Source organism: Ruegeria sp. BG8 (assembly GCF_056538325.1).
Genome location: NZ_JBQFSZ010000006.1, coordinates 35,524 through 59,359, shown reverse-complemented (window position 1 = coordinate 59,359; position 23,836 = coordinate 35,524). Strand labels below are relative to the sequence as shown.

Sequence of the window (23,836 nt, the reverse complement as noted above, 5' to 3'; positions counted from 1 at the left end):
ATACGGCAATAAAACATGAAGGTTTACCCTTGGGCCACCTTGCCGCCACGTTCATTTCTGCGTTACAGGGCCGCGAAACAGGTAACGCCGATGATACGCGCTCTAATCGTATGGATCTGCCTGACTTTCGCCGTTCTTGCACAGCAAAGCCAGGCGCAAACGCTGACGGTCACCACGGTGACGCGACCTCCGTTCTCTTATGTCGAGGACGGGGCAGATGTCGGCTTTTCGATGGACTTGCTGGCGGCATTGGCCGAGTCTCTGAGCTGGGACTACCGCATCAACCGCGTCGAAGGCTTCGGCGACATGCTGGTTGCGGTTCAGGACGGAACCGCCGATCTGGCCATTGCCAATATCTCAATCACGGCATCGCGCGAAACCCAGATGGATTTTAGCCAGCCGATTTTCGAAGCGGGCCTGCAGATCATGGTTCCGTCGGACGCCGTGCGGCGGCCGTCTTTGCTGCAGGCGCTGCTGTCAGTTGAGCTCTTCATCGCAATCGGGCTTGCCTTTGCCATCCTTTTGGGTGGCGGCATGCTGATGTGGATATTCGAGCGCCGTTCCCAACCCTATTTCGACCGCAAGCTGGACGAGGCTTGGTTTCCATCCTTCTGGTGGGCGCTCAACCTGGTTGTGAATGGCGGCTTCGAGGAACGTATGCCCCGTACCCCGTTCGGACGGATACTGGGTGTTGTGCTGGTCGTGTCGTCGCTATTCATCGTTTCCGTGTTCACCGCCCGGATAACCTCGGTCATGACGGTGGATGCCATCAGCGGCAACGTGAATTCAGTTAATGACCTCTATGGCAAGCAGGTCGGCACGATCTCTAACTCGACCGCGGCGAATTTTCTGAACCGGCGTGAAATCGAGTTTACGGGGTTTGACGGGTTGGAGCCGATGCTGGCCGCGTTCGAAGCCGAAGACCTGGATGCTGTCGTATTCGATGCTCCGATCCTGTCCTATTATGCCGCCCATGACGGGCGCCGCTTTGCGTCGATGACCGGCGGGATTTTCCTGCGCGAGAATTACGGCATCGCGTTTCCGACTGGTTCACCACTGGTTGAAGATGTCAATCAGGCCCTGCTGTCACTGCGTGAAGACGGCACCTATGAAGAAATTTACCGCAAGTGGTTCGGGGTTCGGAACTAACCCTGCCCCTCGTCCCCGAAAAACGGTGTCATCTGCGCGACAATAACCGCGTTTTCGTCCAGCGCGCGCTGCATCAGGGCGCGTTCATCGGGATCAATGTCATGGCCTTGGGCCTCGCGCTCGGCCAGTGTTCCATATCCTGTCACATCCAATGGCGCAGTGTCTGCCTGTTTCAGGATCGCTACGGTTTCGCGCACGGCCTCGGCTTCGTCCACACCGCTGGCAAAGCACATCAAAGCAGCGCCTGTCGCGCCTTCGGGCAAGCCGTCGCCCTCTTTCCGGCCGATTTGCACAAGCAGGGTATAAACCTGCTGACGAGAGGGTTTCTTTTGCTTTTCCATGCGGGGGCCATATCCGTGCACCCGGTTCCGGTCAAGCCGCACCGACAATTGCCAGCTTAACCGACGCGCGCCATATTGGCCGTAGATTTTCTGCCAACAGCAAGCAAAGGCGGCGCGATGACTTATCCTGATTTCATTACCGATTTTCCCAGCCTGGACGTCCCCTTCCCCGAGGATGTGGTTCAAAGCGCGGTGGTTCGATCAGACGCAGGGCTCGTCGCGTTTTTTACTTTCTTAAAGGATTTCGAGCTGCCCCCGCATTCACACAAAGCGCAATGGGGCACTGTGATTGAAGGCGAGATTGAACTGACGATTGGGGACGAGACCAAGACGTATCGTCCCGGCGACAGTTATACCATTCCGTCCGGCGTCATTCATGGCGGCAAGATCAAGGCAGGCAGCCGGGTGATTGACGTGTTCGAAGAACCCGATCGCTATCCGGTCAAAAGCTGACGTAGCAACAAAAAAGGGCTGCAACGTCCTGCTGCAGCCCTTTTGTTCATTCAGGATTCTCTTAGTCGCGCAGCAGCTCGTTGATCCCGGTTTTCGAGCGGGTTTTTTCATCAACGCGTTTCACGATTACCGCGCAATACAAGCTGACATTGTTCTTGGACGGCATCGAGCCAGCCACAACGACCGAGTAAGGTGGGACTTCGCCATACATGACTTCACCGGTTTCCCGATCGACGATCTTGGTGGATTTGCCGATGAACACACCCATTCCAAGAACTGACCCTTCGCGAACGATGCAGCCTTCGACCACTTCGGACCGGGCACCGATAAAGCAGTTGTCTTCGATGATGGTCGGGCCTGCCTGCATCGGCTCAAGCACACCCCCGATACCAACGCCACCGGACAAGTGAACGTTCTTGCCAATCTGCGCGCACGAGCCGACGGTCGCCCAGGTATCGACCATGGTGCCTTCGTCGACATAGGCACCAAGGTTTACAAACGACGGCATCAGAACAACGCCCGGCGCGACATAGGCAGACTTGCGGACAACACAATTCGGCACCGCACGGAAGCCTGCAGCGCGCCATTGGTTTTCACCCCAACCGGCGAATTTGCTGTCGACCTTGTCCCACCAGCCACCAGCTTGCGGGCCGCCATCCTGAATCTCCATATCCTTGATACGGAATCCCAGCAGAACCGCCTTTTTAGCCCATTGGTTTACATGCCAGTCACCGCTCTCCAGCTTTTCCGCAACACGCAGGGAACCGCTGTCCAGCGCATTCAGCGTGTCTTCGATAGCCTCACGCGTCTCGCCGGTGGTGGCGGGTGTGATGGTATCGCGTGCCTCCCATGCGGCTTCGATGGCGGCTTCCAGTTGCGCGTTAGACATTTCGGGGCTCCCTGACGAATCTGTTCACGTTGGTGTTGCCTATACGCAAGCACCATCCATGGCGCAATGCGACGCAGAACGCGCGGTTTGCGGCTGTTTCACCCACCCAGCGGGTCCGGAGAAATATTGCCGCCGCAAATCAGCACTGCCACCCGTTCGCCAGGCTCGGGCTGATACGCGTTGCACATCAGCGCCGCCAGCGCTGCCGCGCCCGCTGGCTCCACGAGAATTCGGTGGGCCCGCCACAACAGCTTTTGCGCCTCTTCAATCGCAGAGTCCGGGACCACGACCGACGTCATCCCTTGTGCAAGTTCGAAACAGATCGACCCGATCCGGCGTGCGCCCAGCGCATTGGCCGCAATCCCCGAGACTGAAACGTCGACCAGTTCTCCGGCCTCTAGCGCGGCGTGCAAGGCGCATGATGTTTCTGGCTCGACCGCAACGACCTTACGCGTGCCTTGCAACCAAGCCAACGCTCCGGCGATCAAGCCGCCACCGCCGACGGCCACCAACACGGTGTCCGCTTGCAGCCCCTGCCTTTCCCATTCAGCAAAACACGTACCCTGACCCGCAACTGTAGCAGGCGCATCATAGGCGTGGATCTGCATCGCCCCTGTTTGCGCTTCGTGGGCCTGTGCCGCCGTCAGGGCGTTGGCGTATTCACCGGAGACCACGGTCAGGTCTGCTCCGGTTTGTTCAATCAGTTTGATCTTGGAAGGCCCGGCCAGTTCCGGAACAAAAATCTTGGCATGGTAGCCCAGCGTTTGGGCAGCATAAGCCGCCGCAGCCCCGTGGTTACCGCCTGAGGCGGCCACGACGCCGGCCTCTGGCACATCCATGCTGAGCAAAGTGTTAAACGCGCCGCGCGCCTTGAAGCTGCCGGTGTGCTGCATATGCTCAAGCTTCAATTCGACAGGATAGCCCAGCCCCAAAGCGTGGCTTTCCATGACCGGCGTGACTTGGGCGTATCCGGCAATTCGATCAGCAGCGGCTGATATTTCACTCTTCCAATTCATTCTTGTTTTTCCGTGACTGGCACTCTGCCCGCGAACCCTATAGCTGTTTGTCAAACACGCAAGCAGGGATCGATCACCTATGAGAGAAGACCGCCACAGCCCGTTTCGCGACGCACAGACCGACCGCTCGACCGCGAGCGAAGTGCCTGATACGCCGCAAACACGTTCGCCTGCCTATCGCCTTGCCTTTGCGGATGACGAATTTCTGTGCCGGGATGAACTGCGCCCAGTTCGCCTGCAGCTAGAGTTGCTCAAACCCGAAATGGTCATGAGCGAACGTGGCATCACCTCGACGATCGTGATGTTCGGCGGCGCGCGCATCCCGGAGCCTTCGCAAAAACACACTGCGCGTACAGAAACTCTGGCAGGTCTGTCCGAATATTACGATGAAGCGCGCGAATTCGCACGCCTTATGACCGAGAAGTCGAACGAGACCGGCGGCCAGGAAAACGTCATTGTCACCGGTGGCGGCCCCGGCGTGATGGAGGCTGGCAACCGAGGCGCGCAGGATGCGGGCGGCTCTTCGATTGGCCTGAATATCGTGTTGCCCCACGAGCAAGCGCCGAACCTGTATGTAACGCCCGAGCTCAGCTTTAACTTTCACTACTTTGCCATCCGCAAGATGCATTTCCTGATGCGCGCCCGCGCCATCACGATCTTTCCCGGCGGTTTTGGCACGATGGACGAGCTGTTCGAGTCCCTGACCCTGATCCAGACCGGACGGATGGAACGTGTCCCGTTCCTGCTTTTCGGGCGCGAATTCTGGGAGAAAGTCATCAATTGGGAAGCTCTGGCAGACGCGGGCACGATCTCGGACGAGGATTTGGACCTGTTCCGTTTTGTTGATACCGCGCAAGAAGCGGTCGACATCATTGAGAATTGGGAGCCAGCCCCACCCCGTGACGATATTCCGGGTCGCTGATATGGCTCCAAAGACCGGTCAGATGTTGCACTTGCGTGGGAATGCTTTGGAAAAGGGCGACCCCGTTGCGCTGCCTTTAACACAAAGCAGTATGTTTCACTTACCCGGTCTGCCGGACGGGCACGATTTCTATGGTCGTGTGAACAACCCAACCTGGGCGCATCTGGAACATGTGTTGTCCCATCTCGAGGACGCGCCCTGCCTTGCGTTTCCATCTGGCATGGCTGCAATTTCTGCTGCGCTGTTCGCCCTGATAAAATCGGGGTCGCGCATTCTGATCCCATCGGATGGGTATTATGTAACCCGTGTGTTGGCGGACCGGTTTCTTGCCGATCTTGGGGTCTCTGTCACGGAACGCCCGACAACGGCATTTGCGGATGGCGGGTTTGAAGGCTTCGACGTTGTCTTTGTTGAAAGCCCGTCGAACCCGGGCCTCGATATGATGGACCTGCCTGCCATTGCCGCCGCAGTCCGCGCAAGCGGAGGCGTGACGATAGCGGACAACACAACATTGACTCCACTTGGCCAACGGCCACTGGAACTGGGTATCGACGTTGTCGTTGCCTCGGACACCAAAGCGATGGGCGGGCATTCGGACCTATTGATGGGCCATGTCGCCAGCCGGAATCCCCAGATCATGGAACGGGTCGAAGAATGGCGGCGCGTCTCGGGGTCGATCCCCGGACCGCATGAGGCCTGGCTGTTACATCGCGGGCTGGAAACGCTGGATGTACGCTTTGACCGGATGTGTTCTTCTGCTCAGGTGCTGGCCGAAAGGCTGGAAAAACACCCCGCAGTTCAAGCGATCCGCTATCCGGGCCTGCCGGATGACCCCTCTAATGCGTTGGCCCAGGCGCAAACGGCAAGGTTTGGATTCCTGTTGTCTGTAACCTTAAAGACCGAGGAGCAGGCCGAGGTGTTTATCAACACCTGTCCGATGCTGCGCCCGGCAACCTCGTTTGGCGGCGTCCACAGTTCCGCTGAACGCCGCGCGCGATGGGGCGACGATGTCGACCCCGCCTTTGTCCGGCTGTCGGTCGGATGCGAGCCGGTTGAGGAGCTTTGGCAGGCAATCGACGCCAGCCTGAATGCGCTGTGATTACTTCTTGGCTTCGCGCAGCTCGGTAAAGACATAAATCGGCAGCACAATGCTGGCGATCAAAGCGCCTAGCCAAACCAGCAATGTCGCCGCCAACAGGTTCGAAATACCGCCAACGGTCAGACCGTTTGTGATGAGATCGGTCAGCAACAGACCCACGAACGTCACAATCAACGCAATACCGCCCTTGATCGCTGGAGCGCGCTTGGCACCCAGCTTTAAGATCAGCGGCTCGGCGATCCATTGGATCAGGGTAAAGACAATCACGACAACAATGAATGAGATCGGTCTGATCGCAAATTCGGGCAACAAAAGTGCGGCCAACAGCAATCCGATGGCATTGCCGGCCAGTAAGGCCAGAATGGACTTGAGTCTGCGCGTCATTTCGATCTCCGTCAGCAATTCACTTAAAACATTTAGATATTAGCAGAATAAAGCGATTTAGCGAGGCGTTTCAAAAGCCTCTTCCTTTCGGGCCATTGAAATCGCATGATAAAACCCATTCATCAAGTTCAGACCCCCACCCCATTTGACGAGAGGTGAGATGAGCGACGATCCCTATTCCGCCCTTGGTGTCGCCAAAGATGCCACCGAAGCTGAAATCAAAAAGGCTTATCGACGCATCGCAAAGGAATGCCATCCGGACCTGAAACCCGGTGACGCCAAGGCCGAAGCAAAGTTCAAAGCCGCTGCCGCCGCCTATGACCTGCTGAAAGACCCCGAAAAGCGGGCCCGTTATGACGCAGGCGAGATTGACGCGTCAGGTCAAGAACGACCGCAACAGCAGTATTATCGTGACTATGCCGAAGCTGCGGGAAATCCGTATCGCGGGCGCGCCGCTGACCCCGAAGATATGTCCGACATCTTTGCCGAATTCATGCGCGGGCGCGGCGGGTATGGCCAGCGTTCTCAGGAATTTCACGCCCCTGGGCATAACCGCAGCTATAGCCTGCAGATCAGCTTTCTTGATGCGGTTTTTGGTGCCAGCCAGAAACTGACCCTGCCCGATGGTGACCGGATTGAGGTGAAAATCCCCGCCGGGATCACAGATGGCCAAACCATCCGCCTGCGTGGCAAGGGTGATCCGGGCTTTGGGAGTGGGCCGCCCGGCGACGCGCTGGTCACTGTTTCAGTGGCGGCGCATCCGGTGTTTGACCGGCAGGGTGACGACATCCACATCACCCTGCCCATCACGCTGGACGAGGCCGTTCTGGGCGGAAAGGTTCCCGCGCCTACGATCGACGGTGGCGTAAACGTAAATGTGCCCGCCGGAACCAGCAGCGGCAAGACGCTGCGCCTGCGTGGCAAGGGCGTCAAGAAACGGGGAACTTCTGAACGGGGTGATCAACTGATCGAACTCACCGTCACGGTCCCTGATCAGATCGACGACGACCTGAAAAGCTTCATGGAGACATGGCGAGAAAACCATCGCTATGATCCCCGCAAAGGAATGCCGTCATGAGCCGAACATTGACCGAAGAGGAACTGATTGCAGCCGTTGCACGTCTGACTTCAACACGCCTGACCGAGTATCTGGCCGCAGAAATCGTTATCCCCGAACAGACTGAGGCAGGGCTGGTCTATCACCGGATCGACGTAGCCCGGCTTGAACTGGCCTGCGAACTGCATGACCAATACGATATGGAAGCCGACGCCTTGTCGATGATGATGTCGCTGATCGACCAAATGCACGGGTTGCGCGCTGAACTGCGCGAGGTGCTGTCCGCCGTCGAAGCGCAACCCGAACCTGTGCGCCAGAGCCTGATTAATGTGATCGGCACCGCGCGGTTCGGACAGCGTTAGGTTTCAGTTTTTCACCAGATACTCTTCGGGGACAAAAAAAGTATAATCCCGATCAGCGACTGCCGCGTGGCAATCGTGGCAATACGCCACAACATTAGCACGGTCGCCCATCGTATCACCGAACAAAGACCCATCCGGCATCACCATAATGTAACGCCAATCGGCAGTGTCCGGGCTGGCACCTTGGGCCAGTTTCTCCATCACAAATAGCGCGCCCGGATGGATATTGCCTTCGTCTGTCACGGTTATGCTGTCCTTGGCCAGCACCGAGCCCATCGGCAATTGCTCACCCTCCTGCAAGGTGCCGTAGTTATGGGCCATTCTGTTCGCATAGCTGTTTACAAACCTCTGACCATGCGTCGCCGAGATATAGGGCGCGTCGTTGAAAAGCGGCCAATTCTGGTAATTCCTCAGAAGGTCCATCTGCGCCGCGGCATACCCAAGGGCCATCCGGCGCTTTAGCGAGGTGTAAATGCTCAGCGCTTCTTCCTTGGAAAGCGCAGCGGGGTTTTCAATCGCCAGATGCGCGCTTTCACTTTCAGATTGCGCTGCCGCGCCAAAGGCTACCGCGCAAGTCAGCCCAAATCCCGACAGAACGCCGAGGTTACGTCGTATCAAGTCCAAGTACATTCTTATGGCCCAACCGGTAAATTCGTTTCACAGGAGCGCCGCACGTCATGTGAGTGGCTATTGGATAGCGGCCACGCGTATTCTTGCCAAAAAACAGGTGAAACTGCGCTGTGTTTGCGCTGGTGTACGAGTGCTTCACCCGTTCAGGCCCCACAAACATACCAAATTCCGCATGCAATAGACAGCGGCATCGTCACTGAATCTGTTCACATCTCGATCAAATTTTGCGCTTACTGCTCGCTAAGGCCCGCTTCTGCCGCGATTTGCTTGCGCGATTTACGTGCGCGCTCGGTCGCTGACTTCAACTGACCACAGGCTGCCATGATGTCTTCGCCTCGCGTTTTACGGATCGGCGATGCATATCCTGCCTGATAGATAATGTTCGCAAAGGCCCGGATGCGGTTGTTCGAACTGCGTTTGTAAGGCGCGCCCGGCCATTCATTAAACGGGATCAGGTTGATCTTTGCAGGAATGTTGTGGCGCTTGATGTGATCTATCAGGCGATGGGCGTCTTCATCCGTATCGTTCACGCCGTCCAGCATGACATATTCAAACGTAATCCGCTCGGAATTCGAGGCTTTCGGGTAGCTGGCCAGAGACTGTAGCAGCTCTTCGATATTCCATCGTTTGTTGATCGGCACCAACACATCGCGCGTCTCATCGGTGGTGGCGTGGAAAGAGATCGCCAGAAGGCACCCAATTTCCTCGGCCGTGCGCGCGATTTCCGGCACCACGCCGCTCGTCGACAGAGTGATCCGCCGACGTGACAGGGAAATCCCTTCGGGGTCCATGGCGATTTTCATCGCATCGCGGACGTTATCGAAATTATAAAGCGGCTCACCCATGCCCATCAGAACAATGTTGGACAGCAGACGGGTTTCATCCTTGGGCGCGCCAGGGGTAGGCCATTCCTCAAGATCGTCGCGCGCCATCATCACCTGACCGACAATTTCCGCTGCCGTCAGGTTACGCACAAGTTTCTGCGTGCCCGTGTGACAGAACGAACATGTCAACGTACAGCCCACCTGGGATGAGATACACAGCGTGCCGCGATCCTCTTCGGGGATGTAGACAACCTCGACCTCGTGCCCACCGGCGATGCGGCACAGGTATTTGCGGGTGCCGTCTTCGGACACCTGACGGGTCACGACTTCGGGGATTTCGATCACGAACTTTTCGGCCAGCTGCGCGCGGTAGGCCTTGGCCAGATTCGTCATCTCGGCAAAGTCGCGCACGCCCCACTGGTAGATCCATTGCCAGATCTGTCCGGTCCGCATCTTGGCCTGCTTTTCCGGCGTGCCGTGCTCGATCAGCGCCTCGCGCAGTTGATCACGGGTCAAACCCACAAGGTTTACCTTCCCCTCCGGTAATTTGCGGGGGATGGTCATGACGTCTTGAGTGATCGGCGCTTTGGGCGACATTGGCTTGTCTCAACGGATTCTGGCTTGGAATGCGCCTCTATATAGGACCCAGCGCAAAGATCAAAAGAATTCGACAGACCTAATTCGAATAGCGCAGCAATTCGTCCACACGCGCGCGACCCAGTTGAACCCGGCAGGCGGTGATACCTATGCCTGTACCCGAGCCGCCACCAAATGATGCGCCGACGGCCTCGCATTGCGTGTCTCGATACGCTGCCCAGGCGGTTTGCGATGCCTCCAATGCTGGAAGGGCTGCGGCGCGGTCGGTAATTTCATCCAGTTCTTTGGCTGCACCTGACGCAAAACCAAACGCCGCGTTCACGGCAGCGTTTACCTGCTCTTCCATCTTGGAGACGCAGGCGCCGATTTCGATCTGCGAAGCGGCATCGGCGCATTCCAGCGTCGGATCAGCAAGCGCAGTGAACGGCACAAGACAAATAAGGGCGATGTAACGCATGGCGGGGCTCCCGATTATGGTTGCCCCAGCCTAACATATCATGACCGTTTACGGATCAGTTCGTGCAGCGCGTTTCTGCGTCTTCAATCGCGGCGGTAAAGCCCAACAGCGAGAACGTATCTTTGGTCTGCGTTCCACGCTCTGATCTTGCGGTCAGCACAGCCTCGGTTCCGCGTTTCATGGCGGCCACGACTTTCAGGTCTTCGCCTTCCGTTGCAGGCCACGCCCATTCACCTTCGGTGATCAGCTCGAACTTTGTCCCGTCGACATCAAGATTGACTGTTGAACCGGCTGCGAAAGGATAGCCGCCGGTAAAGGTCACCTGTCCTTTGACCTCGGCGTTCGGGCGGTAGAACACGAACAGCAGAATGTCGCTGCGCCGTACCGAAACAACCCGTCCACCGCGAGTATTCACGGTTTCCTTGGGCGCAGACACGCTCCAGCATTCTGTTGGGTCATCTTCGACGAACACGCTCCAGTCCGTCTTGGCGGCAACCCTGTTGGTGCTTGTCGCCTGTTGGGCAGTTGCAGTTGTGGCCAGCCCCGCCACGCAAAGGCCCGCGATCACGCGGACAAGCTTTGATCCCATCGTCCAGCCTCCTAGCTCGACCTAATACCTCATACCCACCGAAACTGCGTGCGAACCCTGCCTGGCTCGTCTGTAAGTTGCGTCTTTCGGTGATTGCCGACATACACACACTAACGCAGGTTTCGCCACAGGCGAAAGGGCAATTGGCAGATTTTTGCGCATGTTACGGAGGGCCCGGATGACACAGCCAATACCAATGACAGAACTATGGCGAGGCCCGTTGCTGGAAAGCCTTCATCTGGGACATGCGGTGATCTGCGATGATACAGGCCAGATCGTGCGCAGTTGGGGTGACCCCGACGTCGTGATCTATCCCAGGTCGTCAGCAAAAATGATTCAGGGCTTGCCGCTGATCACGTCCGGGGCCGCGGCCAAGTTCGGGTTGACCTCGGAACATCTTGCACTGGCCTGCGCGTCACATAGTGGCGCACATATTCACACCGACCGCGTATCTGCCTGGTTGGATCATCTGGGCCTAGCTGAACCCGACCTTCGATGTGGCGCGCAGGAACCACAGGATATGGCGGCGCGGGACGGGCTGATCCTGGCGGACGACACGCCTTGCCAGATACACAACAACTGTTCGGGCAAACACTGCGGGTTCCTTACGGTGGCACAGCATATGGGTGCAGGCCCCGAATATCTTGAGATTGACCACCCGGTTCAGCAGGCCTGTCTGTCCGCGATCGAAGAAACAACAGGTGAGACCAGCCCGGCCTACGGCATCGACGGCTGTTCAGCCCCAAATTTCGCGACCTCTTTGGCTGGACTGGCGCGGTCGATGGCATGGTTCGCCTCGGCCGCGGACCGATCAGACCGGGCCAGTGATGCCGCGCAGCAGCTCACCGCTGCAATGATCAAGCACCCTGAACTGGTCGCAGGAGAAACCCGCGCCTGTACCGAGCTGATGCGAGCCATGAATGGCCGTGCGGCAATCAAAACCGGGGCCGAGGCCGTGTTTGTCGCGATCATCCCTGAAAAGCGGATGGGTGTCGCGCTCAAGATCACCGATGGCACCACGCGCGCCAGCGAGTGCGCGATTGCGGCAATTCTGGTGAGCCTTGGTGTGCTGGAGGCCGATCACCCGGCCACGCGCAAATTCATGAATGCCACACAATACAGCCGCAGAGGGTTGGAATGCGGTGTGATCAAACCTGCACCGGGGTTTCCCGGCTAGGCCTCACATCTCGATCTCGTGTATCTCGGCCACCTCGACCGAGCCGGAGCCGTTCACGACCATCGGGCAGCCCTTGGCCATCTGGGTCGCCGCATCAATGCTGTCGGCCTTGATCACCGTAAAGCCTGATGCCGGATTCGCCCCGCCATTGTCGACGACGCCACTACTGCTGACGGTATAGGACTGCCCAACCGGATTGCCGGGTATCTCCAGCGCGGGTCCCATACCCTGAAACCATGCACCCCAAGCGGCCATCGTCGCCTCGACCTCGGCAGGATCGGTTGGGGTGTGTCCCCCGTGATAAACAAACAAAAACTGGGGCATGATGCTCCTCCCTTTAGAAAATCTATTTCGCCTGCGCCTCGAGCTTTCGCAGCGAGGACGTCCAGCCTTGATTATGATTTGCGGCAACTTCGGCATCCGCCAGCTCGCGATGATCCAGCACCAGACGGGAACCGGATTGGGTCGCGGTGACCGTGAATGTCACGTGGCTTTCGGCACCTCTTTGGTCCTGATCGTCATGCCAGGCCCAGGTAAAACCAACAGAATGCGGTGCATCGACATGCGTCACATGCCCCGAAACCTTGTATTGCTGGCCCTCGCTGTTTTGCATCACCGAATACCACGGGCCGGTACGCGAGAAATCCAGATCGTGTTCGGGTACGTGCATCCCCTCGGGCCCCCACCATTGCAACAGTCGGGCACCGTCGCTGACCCATGCGAACAAATCTTCGGGGCTTATGGGAAATTCCCGTTCCAGTTTCAGGTCGGCCATGAGTTTTCCCTTTCGATAATATCGCCAAGACGGTCGAGGCTGCTTTCCCAGAACTCACGCTTAGAGATCGTCCAGTCGGCAATGGCGCGCAAACCTTCGGGACGGATCGAATACAGGCGTTTTGATCCCTCGATGCGTTGCCGCACCAGCCCGGCCTCACGCAGCAGTTTCAAATGGCGCGAGATTGCGGCACCGGACATGCCCCGCCCTTGGATCAGGTCACCGGCAGGCAATTCGCCATCCTGCATCAATTGCTCGACAATCGAGAAACGCGTTGCGTCGGACAACGCAGAAAAAGTGATCAGAAGCGTGTTCATGATCATTGTTTAACATTTTTGTTAAATAGAAGAAAGCCCCGAGGTTTTAGGCCTCGGCAAATTCGCTCCGTGCATACCCCTGTAGGAACAGCAAAGCCGTGAGGTTCCCGTGGTTTACGCGAACCTCGCACTGTTCCGCGACCGAAGGTTTGGCGTGCAGCGCCACACCGGTTCCAGCCCGCCCCAGCATCCCAAGATCATTCGCACCATCACCCACGGCGATGACATCCGATTCGGACAAACCCAGCCGGTTGGTGATCTGTTCCAGCGCATCGACCTTGGCCTGACGGCCCAGAATAGGCCGCTGCACATCCCCGGTCAGCTTGCCCCCTTCGGCCAACAGAGTATTGGCACGGTTTTCGTCAAACCCCAGTTCGGCCCCCACCTTGGCCGTAAATGCGGTGAACCCGCCCGAAACCAAAGCCGCATAACCGCCATTGGCGCGCATCGTGCCGACCAGCTCTTTGCCGCCGGGCATCAGGGTGATGCGCTCGTTCAGCACCTTTTCAATCACGGCCTCGTCCAATCCCCTGAGCAATCCGACACGCTCGGTCAGGGCGCCCTCGAAATCCAGCTCTCCGTTCATGGCGCGCGCAGTGATGTCCTTGACCCTGTCGCCAACGCCGGCCTCGTCCGCCAATTCGTCAATACATTCCTGTTGGATCATGGTGCTGTCCATGTCAGCCAGCAGCATCTTTTTGCGGCGCCCTTCTGCAGGCTGAATGATCAGATCGGTGTCCATTTTCTGCAGATCGGCCCAGACGTCCCACTGATTGCCCGGCAAATCCGCCAATGGAAACTCGGCCGCTTCGTCGGGGCTGAGCCACCTTGCATCCCCGCCACCCCACGCATTCCGTAACGACTCGATCAGGGTCTGATCCAACGCGTTTCGTTCGGGGTTCGTCAAAAGGGTGGCTACGTACATCTTCGGTCTCCGGCAAGCTTACCTGCGGGATATCGCAGGTGCAGCATATGCGCCAGAGGACAGTTGTGCCCTAGCCCAGAATACCCGGCAGACGCAGACCGTGTTCGCGGGCGCAGTCTTTGGCGGCCTCATATCCAGCATCCGCATGACGCCAGACGCCTGAGGCCGGGTCATTCCACAAAACACGCTCGAGCCGTTTGGCAGCGTCTTCGGTGCCGTCAGCGCAAATCACCACACCCGCGTGCTGGCTGAACCCCATGCCGACGCCGCCACCATGATGCAGTGATACCCATGTGGCACCGCTGGCCGTATTGATGAGCGCGTTCAACAAGGGCCAATCGCTGACCGCGTCCGAGCCATCCAGCATCGCCTCGGTTTCCCGGTTCGGACTGGCGACAGAGCCCGAATCCAGATGATCCCGTCCAATCACGACAGGGGCTTTGAGTTCGCCATTGGCGACCATCTCGTTAAAGGCCAACCCTGCACGGTGACGATCGCCAAGACCAATCCAGCAAATACGGGCCGGCAAGCCCTGAAACGCAATCCGATCCTGCGCCATGTCCAGCCAGCGGTGCAGATGCTCGTTCTCTGGGAACAGCTCTTTCATCTTGGCGTCGGTTTTGTAGATGTCCTCGGGGTCGCCGGACAAAGCACACCATCGGAACGGGCCGATCCCCTTGCAGAACAACGGACGGATATAGGCGGGAACAAAGCCGGGAAAGGCAAAGGCGTTCTCTAGCCCCTCATCCAGCGCGACCTGGCGGATGTTATTGCCGTAATCCAGCGTCGGCACACCGGCGTTCCAGAAATCGACCATCGCCGCCACATGCTGTTTCATCGACGCGCGCGCTGCTTTTTCCACCGTTTTAGGGTCTGATTCCCGCTGGTCACGCCACTCAGCCATGGACCACCCCAGCGGGAGATAGCCGTTGATCGGGTCATGGGCGCTGGTCTGGTCAGTGACGATGTCTGGGCGCATTCCACCCTCGGTCATGCGGCGGTAAATCTCAGGGAACACCTCGGCAGCGTTGCCCAACAACCCAACAGACTTCGCCTCGCCCGCCTTGGTCCAGCGATCGATCATGGCCAGAGCTTCATCCAGCGTTTCGGCCTTTTCATCGAGGTATTTGGTGCGCAGACGGAAATCGATACTGTCCGGGTTGCATTCAACCGCCAGACAGCAGGCCCCGGCGAACACGGCCGCCAAGGGCTGAGCGCCGCCCATGCCGCCCAAACCGCCGGTCAGAATCCATTTGCCGGTCAGATCACCGCCATAATGCTGACGTCCAGCTTCGGCAAAAGTCTCGTACGTGCCTTGAACGATGCCCTGCGTGCCGATGTAAATCCACGACCCGGCGGTCATCTGGCCATACATCATCAGGCCTTTCTTATCGAGCTCATTAAAGTGATCCCAAGTCGCCCAGTGCGGCACAAGGTTCGAATTCGCAATCAAAACGCGGGGCGCATCCTTGTGGGTGCGAATGATTGCAACCGGCTTGCCCGATTGAACAATCAGGGTTTCGTCCTGCTCCAGGTCCTTCAGACCCGCAACGATCCTGTCAAAATCTTCCCAAGTACGCGCGGCGCGCCCAATACCGCCATAAACCACAAGCTCATGGGGGTTTTCGGCTACATCCGGGTGCAGATTGTTCATCAGCATCCGAAGTGGTGCCTCGGTCACCCAGCTTTTGGCATTCAATTCAGGCCCTGTGGGTGGAAAGACGTCTCGGGTGTTCTTGCGTGGATCGGTCATGGGGCAAGCTCCAATGCAGTGTCTTGGACGGCATCCAATATGTCGCGCAGCCAGCGGCGCAGACGCGTGGCTTTGGTCGTGTCATAGCGCCACGGCGCGTATTCGGCGGCCAGGTATGCAGATTGCGCCAGCTCCATCTGGATGGCGTGCACATCTGCGTCGGGTCGACCGTAGTGCCGGGTTGTCCACCCACCTTTGAAGCGGCCGTTCAACACCGTGTTGTATGGGGACGATGCCGAAAACTCATGCGCGATCGCTTCAAGCACGGGCGCACAGCTTGTGCCGTTGTTTGTACCAATGTTCAGATCAGGAAGCGTCCCTTGGAACAGAAATGGAATCCGGCTGCGGATCGAGTGGCAATCAAACAAGACAGCCACGCCATGTTTCGCGCGAACGCGCTCCAGCTCAGCACCAAGCGCCGCATGGTACGGCGCATGGTACATCTCGCGCCGATCCGCGACCTCGTCGTCAGTAGGCTGCTGCCCTTCCTTCCATATGGGGCGGCCGTCAAAATCGGTCAGGGGGACAAGGCTGGTGGTGTTCTGACCCGGATACAGCGAAACACCTTCAGGATCCCGATTGGCGTCGATCACATAGCGATTGACATGGGCCTGCACCACCGTCGCTGCTGGGCTCAATCCATCATAGAGCCTGTTTATGTGCCAATCCGTATCCGCCAATGCCCGTCCAACATTATTCAGACGATCCGCGATAGCGTCGGGCACGGATGTACCGCCGTGCGGTTGCCCCAAAACAAGAGGGCCATCACCCTTTTGCACGCCGACCACCTGCATCAAGCCAACTCCGGCATGGAGGTCCCGACAGAAGCCAGAATGTCGCCCTCTGCGACCAATGCCTTGGCCTTTTCCAGGTCGGGCGCAAGGTACCGGTCATCCGACAGCGCTGCGACATCAGCTCTTAACCGGTCGATGACACGCCCCAACGGCGTACTGGTTTTCAAAGGAGCTCGGAATTCTACGCCCTGCGCAGCGCATAAAAGCTCGACACCCAGGATGTAGTTCAGATTTTCGACCATTCGCCCCAGACGCCGAGCCCCATGCGCGGCCATTGAAACGTGATCTTCCTGATTGGCCGAAGTGGGCGTGCTGTCGGTCACGCAAGGGTTCGCGAGATGCTTGTTTTCGCTCATCAACGCGGCTGTCGTCACCTCGGCAATCATCAGACCAGAGTTCAGACCCGGTTCAGCTGTCAGAAACGGGGGCAAATCAAAACTGAGCGCAGGGTCAACCATAAGCGCGATCCGCCGTTGCGCGATGGCACCTGTTTCCGAAATCGCCAATGCAATCATGTCGGCGGCAAATCCAACAGGTTCAGCGTGGAAATTTCCACCTGAGACAATGGCGTCGACGCCGTTCAACACCAGCGGGTTATCTGTTGCTGCGTTTGCTTCGACCTCAAGGGTTGCTGCAGCCTGCCGCATCACGTCCATGGCCGCGCCCGTGACCTGTGGCTGACATCGGATGCAATACGGATCCTGCACGCGCGTATCCCCGTCGCGGTGACTTTCACGTATCGCGGAACCCGCCAACGCCGCGCGCATCGCGTTCGCGGCCTCGGTCTGGCCCCTATGCCCGCGCAAGGTGTGGATTTCCGGCTGCAGCGGAGCGGTCGATCCCATGATCGCATCCGTGGACAGCGCCGAGATCACCAATGCGCTTTGCGCGGTCCGCCAGGCCTGAAACAAACCGGCCAAGGCATAAGCGGTTGAGAACTGGGTGCCATTGATCAGGGCTAAACCCTCTTTCGGGCCAAGCTCAACAGGCTCTAACCCGCAAGACTGCAGGGCTTCACGCCCCGACAAGACCGAACCATTTACGTCAGCTTGCCCTTCTCCGATCAAAACAGCAGCCATATGCGCCAATGGGGCCAGATCACCGGACGCACCAACCGAACCTTGCGCTGGGACCACGGGCGTGACACCGCGATCCAGCATGTCTTGCAATAATGCGATCAGTTCCCACCGAATACCGGATGCACCACGCCCGAAAGACAAAAGCTTTAACACCATCATCAGACGAACCACCTGTCGCGGCGTCGCAGGGCCCACACCGCAGCAATGGCTCAGGATCAGGTTTCGTTGCAAAAGAGCCGTATCTTCGGGCGCGATCTTGTGGCTGGCCAGTTTCCCAAAGCCTGTATTGACGCCGTAGACGGCAGCGTCTCCGGCAGCGGCGGTTTTGATCCGTTCGGCGGCCGCCTCAACAAGAGGTTTGCAAGTCGGGTCGAGGGTGACCGGTCGCTGCCGCCAATAGATTTCAGCCAATTCGGCGATGGAAACCTGCCCGGGTACAAGGCGCATCATTCCGCCCCCTCAAAGTACCGCGTGTGCAACGGGTTGTATCCCATGCGGTACGACAGCTCGGCCGGGTGCGCGACATCCCAAACCGCAAGATCCGCGCGCATACCAACTGCGATTTGGCCGGTATCCTGCAAACCAAGTGCTTGCGCGGCATGCAGCGTCACCCCGGCCAATGCCTCTTGTGGTGTTAGTCTAAACAAGGTGCAGGCCATATTCATGGTCAACAGCAACGACGTCAGCGGCGACGATCCGGGATTGCAATCCGTCGCCAACGCCATCGCAACAGCATTTTTGCGCAGCAGCGCAACAGGCGGCACCTGTGTTTCGCGCAGTGTATAATAAGCACCTGGCAACAGAACCGCGACCGTACCCGCCGCGGCCATCGCTTCTACTCCGTCCTGATCAAGATATTCTACGTGATCCGCCGATAGCGCACCGTATCCCGCTGCCAGTTTGGCACCGCCCAAATTCGAAAGCTGCTCGGCATGCAGCTTGACCGGCAACCCGAGTTTTCGGGCTTCGTCGAAAACAAGGGCGATCTGTTGTGGTGAAAAGGCAATGCCTTCGCAAAACCCGTCTACTGCATCCACCAAACCTTCTGCGAAGGCCGTCCGCAAAGCGGGAATACAGACCTCTTTCAAATAGGCGTCAGGGTCTGAGGCATAGTCAGGCGGCACGGCGTGTGCGCCCAAAAAGCTGGTCCTCACCCGAACCGGTCTGGCTTCGCCAACCTTTCGGGCGACGCGCAGAATCTTTAGCTCGGTCTCGATATCCAGCCCGTATCCCGATTTGATTTCCAAGCAACTAACGCCCTCTGCCAACAACGCGTCGGCGCGGGTTAGGGCGTCAGACAGCAACTCAGCCTCAGTCGCTGCGCGCGTTGCTTGAACGGTGGACAAAATCCCACCCCCGGCCCGCGCGATGTCCTCGTAAGATGCCCCGTTCAGGCGCATTTCGAATTCGGCTGCTCTGTTGCCTCCGAAAACCAGATGCGTATGCGCATCAATCAATGCAGGCGTGATCAGCCGGTCGCCGAAATCACGTGTGGGCCAGTCGGAAAACGCCTCCGGCAAGTCACGCCGCGGCCCCACCCAGGCTATCTTTCCAACTTCGATAGCGACAGCGCCGTTCGGGCATATCCCGTACGGCATCGGGCCATCTGTCATCATGGCCACGCATGCGCTGAAGAGGACTGAATTTGCCGTCATGCCGATTCTTCTGGTTCAGGATATGGATTATTTTTTCGTATACTTATAAAATTTTAAAGTCTACACAAAAGAAATGACAATGATGCTCCACGCGAAAACAGCTTTGTTAGGCTCTGAATGGATTCAGAATCTGAGGGTCGAAATTCGAAACGGTAAAATTTCCCAGTTGGAAACCGACGCGCCTGCCAAAGGCGAAGATATACGAGTGGACGTTCTTCTTCCGGCACTGGGGAATTTGCACAGCCACAGCTTTCAGCGCGCAATGGCCGGGATGACCGAGACCCGCATGGCCGGGCGTGAAAGTTTCTGGACTTGGCGCAGCCTGATGTACCGGTTTCTGGACAGGCTTACGCCGGACCAGATCCAAGCCATTGCCGCGCTGGCATTCATGGAGATGCAAGAGGCCGGTTACGCCGCGGTGGGCGAGTTTCACTACGTCCACCACCAGCCCGGCGGCCTTCACTACCACAACAAGAGCGAATTGAGTCAGCGCATATTCGCCGCTGCCGTAGAAACAGGCATTGGTCTGACGCATCTGCCGGTCCTCTACACCTATGGCGGGGTCGGGCAAGAGGCGTTGACGGGCGGGCAACTTCGCTTTGGGAACAGCCTGGATGCGTATCTACAATTGGTCTCGGATTGTCGCGCCGCTCTGCCCCATCCTGACAGCAGAATTGGTGTTGCACCGCATTCACTCAGGGCGACATCGCCGGACGACCTTCTGTCGTTGCTTGCGGCGACGCCAAGTGGGCCGGTCCACATCCACATCGCCGAACAATTGCGCGAGGTCGCCGATGTTCAGGCCGCTATGGGCCGCAGGCCGGTCGAGTGGTTGCTTGATAGGGTCGAAGTGAACGATCGCTGGTGCCTGATCCACGCAACACACATGACCGACGCGGAAACCCGAGCATTGGCCACGTCTGGCGCAGTGGCCGGGCTATGCCCCATTACCGAAGCCAATCTTGGCGATGGTATCTTCAACGGCTCGGTTTTTCTGAATGAAGGTGGTCGATTTGGCATTGGATCAGACTCTAATATTAGGATTTCCCTGCCAGAAGAGCTTCGCCTGCTGGAATACTCTCAACGTCTGAGAGACCGTGAAAGAGCTGTACTGGTCACTGGCAAAGGGTCTGTCGGACACTCGCTTTACACCGGCGCGGCTCAAGGGGCGGCGCAGGCCTTGGGGCGTGATGCGGGGACGATTGCACTAGGTAAACTGGCTGACCTGGTTGCGATTGACCGGGCTCATCCCACATTGTGCGGCCTTGCGGATGAACAACTATTGGACGGTCTGTGTTTTGCAGCGCCTGACAGGTTAGTAACGGATCTTTGGTCCGCAGGTCGGCACATGGTTAGCGGTGGACGGCACGTCTCGCACGACCAGATCGTATCGAACTATCGCCACGCGATTGCCGATTTGCTGAACGACGTCTAAAACCCGTAGCCAAGACGAGGTTCCATGCCACAGACCACCGAAAATACCAGCTACAAAGACATCAAGAAAACCGTTCTTTCGCGTATTCGTACCGGGCATTGGGGGCCAGAGTCGCTGTTACCCAATGAACAGGACCTCGCGGCCGAGTTTTCGTGCACCCGAACAACCGTCAATCGCGCGCTGCGTGAACTTGCCGAAGAAGGGTATCTGGAACGGCGGCGCAAAGCAGGTACTCGGGTCCTTAGCGCACCGCAGCGTCAGGCTCGATTTACGATTCCCATGGTCCGGGATGAAGTCGAAGCGTCTGGTGGAACCTATCGCTATGCGTTGGTGTCTTCCGGGCTTGAGGATGCTCCGGACTGGCTGAGCGCGCGGCTTGCATTGGCGGCGGGGCAACAGGTCATGCATGTGCGTTGCATGCATTTTTCAGGCAATACACCGTTTCAATACGAAGATCGCTGGATCGTTGTCGACAGCGTTCCGCAGGTTGTAAATGCAGATTTCTCGACGATCGGGCCAAATGAATGGCTAATACAGACAGTACCTTTTACCAATGTCGAGCTGACCTTTCTGGCCAGCCGCGCTGATCACGCTGTTGCAGGATTTCTGGACGTATCTGAGGGCGAGCCCGTCTTCACCGGTGAACGCATCACCTGGCTAGAGGGTCAGCCCGTCACCTTTGCAAAGATGTTCTTTGCAGCCGGTTACCGCATGACCACGCAGTTTTGATCTCATCAAGAATAGGCTTTACCGCCCCATCAATCCAAGCCAAGTTTCCGGACAACTGATCGGGCAAAAGGAACAGATGCCATGGGCAACCCGCTTTATGATCGCTTATTTGGCATTCACGCGGGCAAGGACACTCCATTCCTGCATCTTTCAGACGGACAAACCTTAAGCTATGCCGCGTTTCTGGATATGGCGGCGCAGCTGGCCAACGCGCTGGTTGGGTTTGAGCTGGAACCGGGTGACCGGGTCGCCGTGCAGGTTGAAAAATCCCCCGAAGCACTGGCGCTGTATGCTGCATGTGCTCAGGCTGGCCTGATCTTCCTGCCTCTCAACACCGCGTACACGGTCAGCGAGCTGAGCTATTTTGTTGAAAACAGCGGGGCCTCTCTGGTGGTGTGCGACGCCGCAAACGAAAACGGGTTGGCACCGATTGCAGAGGCACAAAATGCCCGGCTTGAAACCCTAAACGCTGATGGATCCGGTAGTCTGATGCGGCGGGCATTGGGCATGCTACCGGCGTTTGAGCCTGTCCGACGGGACGAAAACGATCTGGCTGCATTTTTGTATACGTCCGGGACAACAGGGCGATCAAAAGGGGCCATGCTCACCCAGGCCAATCTATTGTCGAACGCGGAAACGCTGGTGCGGGAATGGCGGTTCACTCAGGATGACGTGCTTTTGCATGCGCTTCCGATCTTTCACACGCATGGTCTGTTTGTCGCGACAAACGTTGCTCTGGCCTCGGGCGGGTCAATGATCTTTCTGCCTAAATTTGATCTGAACGATATCTTGCGCCTCATGCCTCAGGCGACGTCGATGATGGGCGTTCCAACGTTTTACACCCGTTTGCTGGGGGATGAGCGCTTTACTCAGGACCTGGCGTCACACATGAGACTTTTCATCTCGGGATCAGCCCCACTGCTGGCAGAGACACATGAGCGGTTTGAAGCGCGTACCGGTCACCGCATTCTTGAACGCTATGGCATGACCGAAACCAACATGAACACCTCGAACCCTTATGACGGAGAACGTCGCCCGGGTACGGTTGGGTTCCCCTTGCCGGATGTCGAATTGAAAGTGACCGACCCCGAAACCGGCGCGGATCTGGCTCAAGGCGAGATCGGCATGATCGAAGTGCGCGGCCCGAACGTTTTCGAAGGCTATTGGCAAATGCCTGAAAAGACCGCAGCCGAACTGCGCGCGGACGGGTTCTTTATCACCGGCGATCTGGGGCGCGTGGACAAGGACGGCTATGTCCATATCCTCGGACGCGGCAAGGACCTTATTATCTCAGGTGGTTACAATATCTACCCAAAGGAAATCGAGGTGATGTTGGATGATCAAAGCGGCGTTCTGGAAAGCGCCGTAATTGGCGTGCCGCATCCCGATTTCGGCGAAACGGTTCTGGGTCTTCTGGTGGCCCAGCCGGGGCAAACGCCTGATCTGGAAGCCATAATGCAAACCGTGCAAAACGACCTGGCGCGGTTCAAACATCCTAGGGAACTGATTTTACTGGATGAACTGCCCCGTAACACAATGGGCAAGGTTCAAAAAAACGTTTTACGCGAACGCTATAAGAACCAGTTTACCTAACTGCGCAGTGGAACCCGGCCACGCTGGGTCAGGGACCAGCAGTTGCGCCCTTCGAAAACAGCGGCTGTCAGGGGGCGCCCATAACCTGCCCCCGTATCCAGATTGACCCGGTTTCCGCAGTGTTCGGCTTGATCAACCGGCGTGTGCCCGTGAACGACCAGCCACGGGTACGGGCGTTTTTCTGCGAGAAACTCGTGCCTGATCCATACCAGATCGTCTTCGGCCTGATGCTCGATCGGAATACCGGGCCTGACACCCGCGTGCACGAACAGCAACTCACCTTCGCGATGATATGTCGGCAGCGCGTTTACAAAATCCAAGTGCCGTGGCGGGACAGCGGCGCAAGCGCGTTCATGTACCTGATAGATACGGTCCGCATCCGTCACATCAACTCCGTAAGAGGCCAGAGTTTCGCGCCCTCCCAGACGCGGATGCAACCAACTGAGTGTGATTGGCAGATGTTTGTCGGCAAATTCACCTTCCTGCACGAACCGCGTCATCATTCGGTCGTGGTTTCCAAGGACCATGACCCAATTCCGCCCTTCCTGTTGGCCTTGGATCAGCAGATCCAAAACACCCCGACTATCGGGACCACGGTCCACATAGTCGCCCAAGAACACGACGCGCGCATCCGGACCTCCGTCCGCCTCAATCCGAGCTAATGCCTCTTGAAGCATGCCGAGCTGCCCGTGAATGTCACCGATTGCGTAAATGGGGGTCGTCACATCAATGCTTTCTGCGTGGGTCATCGGCCTTTTGGACCATGAGAATGACCAATGAAAGACAATGCCCGCACTTTTTCAGTGCGGGCATCAAAATCGTCACCGTTCAAAAG

At 57.7% G+C, this 23,836-nt stretch carries 27 protein-coding genes; 10 read left to right on the top strand and 17 right to left on the bottom strand.

Annotated features, from left to right (window positions below; genetic code table 11):
* The first annotated feature begins 90 nt into the window (after window positions 1-90).
* Window positions 91-1,149 (top strand): transporter substrate-binding domain-containing protein, encoded by a 1,059-nt coding sequence (locus ACR0DG_RS13395; protein ID WP_480698040.1) that lies wholly within the window; start codon window positions 91-93, stop codon window positions 1,147-1,149.
* Here ACR0DG_RS13395 and ACR0DG_RS13390 read toward each other — a convergent pair.
* Window positions 1,146-1,490 carry a hypothetical protein gene (locus ACR0DG_RS13390; protein WP_480698041.1) on the bottom strand — a complete coding sequence of 115 codons (345 nt, stop codon included), beginning with the start codon at window positions 1,488-1,490 and terminating at the stop codon, window positions 1,146-1,148. The two genes, ACR0DG_RS13395 and ACR0DG_RS13390, sit on opposite strands and share 4 nt — an antisense overlap.
* 117 nt (window positions 1,491-1,607) lie before the next feature.
* Here ACR0DG_RS13390 and ACR0DG_RS13385 point away from each other — a divergent pair, with 117 nt between their 5' ends.
* Complete coding sequence (locus tag ACR0DG_RS13385) at window positions 1,608-1,943, top strand: cupin domain-containing protein (protein ID WP_480698042.1); 336 nt, start codon at window positions 1,608-1,610, stop codon at window positions 1,941-1,943.
* 61 nt (window positions 1,944-2,004) lie between these two features.
* Here ACR0DG_RS13385 and dapD read toward each other — a convergent pair whose 3' ends face one another.
* Both dapD and ACR0DG_RS13375 read right to left on the bottom strand, forming a co-directional pair.
* Window positions 2,005-2,832 (bottom strand): 2,3,4,5-tetrahydropyridine-2,6-dicarboxylate N-succinyltransferase, encoded by an 828-nt coding sequence (dapD, locus tag ACR0DG_RS13380; protein ID WP_480698043.1) that lies wholly within the window; start codon window positions 2,830-2,832, stop codon window positions 2,005-2,007.
* A 98-nt stretch (window positions 2,833-2,930) separates the two neighbouring features.
* Window positions 2,931-3,848 carry a threonine/serine dehydratase gene (locus ACR0DG_RS13375; protein WP_480698044.1) on the bottom strand — a complete coding sequence of 306 codons (918 nt, stop codon included), beginning with the start codon at window positions 3,846-3,848 and terminating at the stop codon, window positions 2,931-2,933.
* A 79-nt stretch (window positions 3,849-3,927) separates the two neighbouring features.
* Between ACR0DG_RS13375 and ACR0DG_RS13370 the strand changes: the two genes are divergently transcribed.
* Together ACR0DG_RS13370 and ACR0DG_RS13365 are read left to right on the top strand one after the other, a co-directional pair.
* On the top strand, window positions 3,928-4,770 hold the full coding sequence (locus ACR0DG_RS13370) for an LOG family protein (protein ID WP_480698045.1): 843 nt from the start codon (window positions 3,928-3,930) through the stop codon (window positions 4,768-4,770).
* Window position 4,771: 1 nt separating this feature from the next.
* Window positions 4,772-5,869, top strand: a complete 1,098-nt coding sequence (locus ACR0DG_RS13365) for a cystathionine gamma-lyase (RefSeq protein ID WP_480698046.1) — start codon at window positions 4,772-4,774, stop codon at window positions 5,867-5,869.
* Here ACR0DG_RS13365 and ACR0DG_RS13360 read toward each other — a convergent pair whose 3' ends face one another.
* Entirely contained in the window at window positions 5,870-6,253 is a 384-nt protein-coding gene (locus ACR0DG_RS13360; RefSeq protein WP_480698047.1) for a hypothetical protein, read from the bottom strand. It lies immediately after the preceding gene.
* Window positions 6,254-6,413: 160 nt separating this feature from the next.
* On the opposite strand from ACR0DG_RS13360, the gene ACR0DG_RS13355 reads away from it, so the two are divergent.
* On the top strand, window positions 6,414-7,331 hold the full coding sequence (locus ACR0DG_RS13355; protein WP_480698048.1) for a DnaJ C-terminal domain-containing protein: 918 nt from the start codon (window positions 6,414-6,416) through the stop codon (window positions 7,329-7,331).
* Window positions 7,328-7,672 (top strand): hypothetical protein, encoded by a 345-nt coding sequence (locus tag ACR0DG_RS13350; protein ID WP_480698049.1) that lies wholly within the window; start codon window positions 7,328-7,330, stop codon window positions 7,670-7,672. The genes ACR0DG_RS13355 and ACR0DG_RS13350 overlap by 4 nt, the downstream gene beginning before the upstream one ends.
* Before the next feature lie 3 nt (window positions 7,673-7,675).
* On the opposite strand, the gene ACR0DG_RS13345 is transcribed toward ACR0DG_RS13350, so the two are convergent.
* The 4 genes from ACR0DG_RS13345 to ACR0DG_RS13330 form a co-directional block, all read right to left on the bottom strand.
* Window positions 7,676-8,302, bottom strand: a complete 627-nt coding sequence (locus ACR0DG_RS13345; protein ID WP_480698050.1) for a cytochrome P460 family protein — start codon at window positions 8,300-8,302, stop codon at window positions 7,676-7,678.
* A gap of 230 nt (window positions 8,303-8,532) precedes the next feature.
* Window positions 8,533-9,723, bottom strand: coding sequence for a dual-specificity RNA methyltransferase RlmN (rlmN, locus tag ACR0DG_RS13340; RefSeq protein ID WP_480698051.1), 1,191 nt, complete (start codon window positions 9,721-9,723; stop codon window positions 8,533-8,535).
* Between the two features lie 79 nt (window positions 9,724-9,802).
* Entirely contained in the window at window positions 9,803-10,180 is a 378-nt protein-coding gene (locus ACR0DG_RS13335; RefSeq protein ID WP_480698052.1) for a lysozyme inhibitor LprI family protein, read from the bottom strand.
* Window positions 10,181-10,235: 55 nt separating this feature from the next.
* Window positions 10,236-10,769 carry an invasion associated locus B family protein gene (locus ACR0DG_RS13330; RefSeq protein WP_480698053.1) on the bottom strand — a complete coding sequence of 178 codons (534 nt, stop codon included), beginning with the start codon at window positions 10,767-10,769 and terminating at the stop codon, window positions 10,236-10,238.
* A 178-nt stretch (window positions 10,770-10,947) separates the two neighbouring features.
* Here ACR0DG_RS13330 and ACR0DG_RS13325 point away from each other — a divergent pair, with 178 nt between their 5' ends.
* Window positions 10,948-11,946 (top strand): asparaginase, encoded by a 999-nt coding sequence (locus ACR0DG_RS13325; RefSeq protein WP_480698054.1) that lies wholly within the window; start codon window positions 10,948-10,950, stop codon window positions 11,944-11,946.
* A 3-nt stretch (window positions 11,947-11,949) separates the two neighbouring features.
* On the opposite strand, the gene ACR0DG_RS13320 is transcribed toward ACR0DG_RS13325, so the two are convergent.
* From ACR0DG_RS13320 to hutI, 8 genes are all read right to left on the bottom strand, one after another.
* A complete protein-coding gene (locus ACR0DG_RS13320; RefSeq protein WP_480698055.1) occupies window positions 11,950-12,270 on the bottom strand; it encodes a YciI family protein in 321 nt (106 codons plus the stop codon).
* A gap of 22 nt (window positions 12,271-12,292) precedes the next feature.
* Entirely contained in the window at window positions 12,293-12,721 is a 429-nt protein-coding gene (locus tag ACR0DG_RS13315; protein WP_480698056.1) for an SRPBCC family protein, read from the bottom strand.
* Window positions 12,709-13,038 (bottom strand): ArsR/SmtB family transcription factor, encoded by a 330-nt coding sequence (locus ACR0DG_RS13310; protein WP_480698057.1) that lies wholly within the window; start codon window positions 13,036-13,038, stop codon window positions 12,709-12,711. Before ACR0DG_RS13310 ends, ACR0DG_RS13315 begins: the two co-directional genes overlap by 13 nt.
* Window positions 13,039-13,084: 46 nt before the next feature.
* Entirely contained in the window at window positions 13,085-13,963 is an 879-nt protein-coding gene (gene serB / locus ACR0DG_RS13305) for a phosphoserine phosphatase SerB (RefSeq protein WP_480698059.1), read from the bottom strand.
* A 70-nt stretch (window positions 13,964-14,033) separates the two neighbouring features.
* Entirely contained in the window at window positions 14,034-15,716 is a 1,683-nt protein-coding gene (gene hutU / locus ACR0DG_RS13300; RefSeq protein WP_480698061.1) for a urocanate hydratase, read from the bottom strand.
* Complete coding sequence (gene hutG / locus ACR0DG_RS13295; RefSeq protein ID WP_480698063.1) at window positions 15,713-16,510, bottom strand: N-formylglutamate deformylase; 798 nt, start codon at window positions 16,508-16,510, stop codon at window positions 15,713-15,715. The genes hutU and hutG overlap by 4 nt, the downstream gene beginning before the upstream one ends.
* The gene (hutH, locus tag ACR0DG_RS13290) at window positions 16,510-18,039 is read right to left on the bottom strand and encodes a histidine ammonia-lyase (protein WP_480698065.1); all 1,530 of its coding nucleotides are present in this window, start codon (window positions 18,037-18,039) and stop codon (window positions 16,510-16,512) included. The genes hutG and hutH overlap by 1 nt, the downstream gene beginning before the upstream one ends.
* Entirely contained in the window at window positions 18,036-19,244 is a 1,209-nt protein-coding gene (hutI, locus tag ACR0DG_RS13285) for an imidazolonepropionase (RefSeq protein ID WP_480698067.1), read from the bottom strand. The genes hutH and hutI overlap by 4 nt, the downstream gene beginning before the upstream one ends.
* A 79-nt stretch (window positions 19,245-19,323) precedes the next feature.
* Between hutI and ACR0DG_RS13280 the strand changes: the two genes are divergently transcribed.
* The 3 genes from ACR0DG_RS13280 (at window position 19,324) to ACR0DG_RS13270 (ending at window position 23,001) form a co-directional block, all read left to right on the top strand.
* Window positions 19,324-20,679 carry a formimidoylglutamate deiminase gene (locus tag ACR0DG_RS13280; RefSeq protein WP_480698069.1) on the top strand — a complete coding sequence of 452 codons (1,356 nt, stop codon included), beginning with the start codon at window positions 19,324-19,326 and terminating at the stop codon, window positions 20,677-20,679.
* A gap of 24 nt (window positions 20,680-20,703) precedes the next feature.
* The gene (locus tag ACR0DG_RS13275; RefSeq protein ID WP_480698071.1) at window positions 20,704-21,408 is read left to right on the top strand and encodes a GntR family transcriptional regulator; all 705 of its coding nucleotides are present in this window, start codon (window positions 20,704-20,706) and stop codon (window positions 21,406-21,408) included.
* 81 nt (window positions 21,409-21,489) lie between these two features.
* Window positions 21,490-23,001: a malonate--CoA ligase gene (locus ACR0DG_RS13270; RefSeq protein WP_480698073.1), complete on the top strand. Its 1,512-nt coding sequence runs from the start codon at window positions 21,490-21,492 to the stop codon at window positions 22,999-23,001.
* Here ACR0DG_RS13270 and ACR0DG_RS13265 read toward each other — a convergent pair.
* A complete protein-coding gene (locus ACR0DG_RS13265; RefSeq protein WP_480707180.1) occupies window positions 22,998-23,750 on the bottom strand; it encodes a metallophosphoesterase family protein in 753 nt (250 codons plus the stop codon). The two genes, ACR0DG_RS13270 and ACR0DG_RS13265, sit on opposite strands and share 4 nt — an antisense overlap.
* Between the last annotated feature and the right edge of the window lie 86 nt (window positions 23,751-23,836).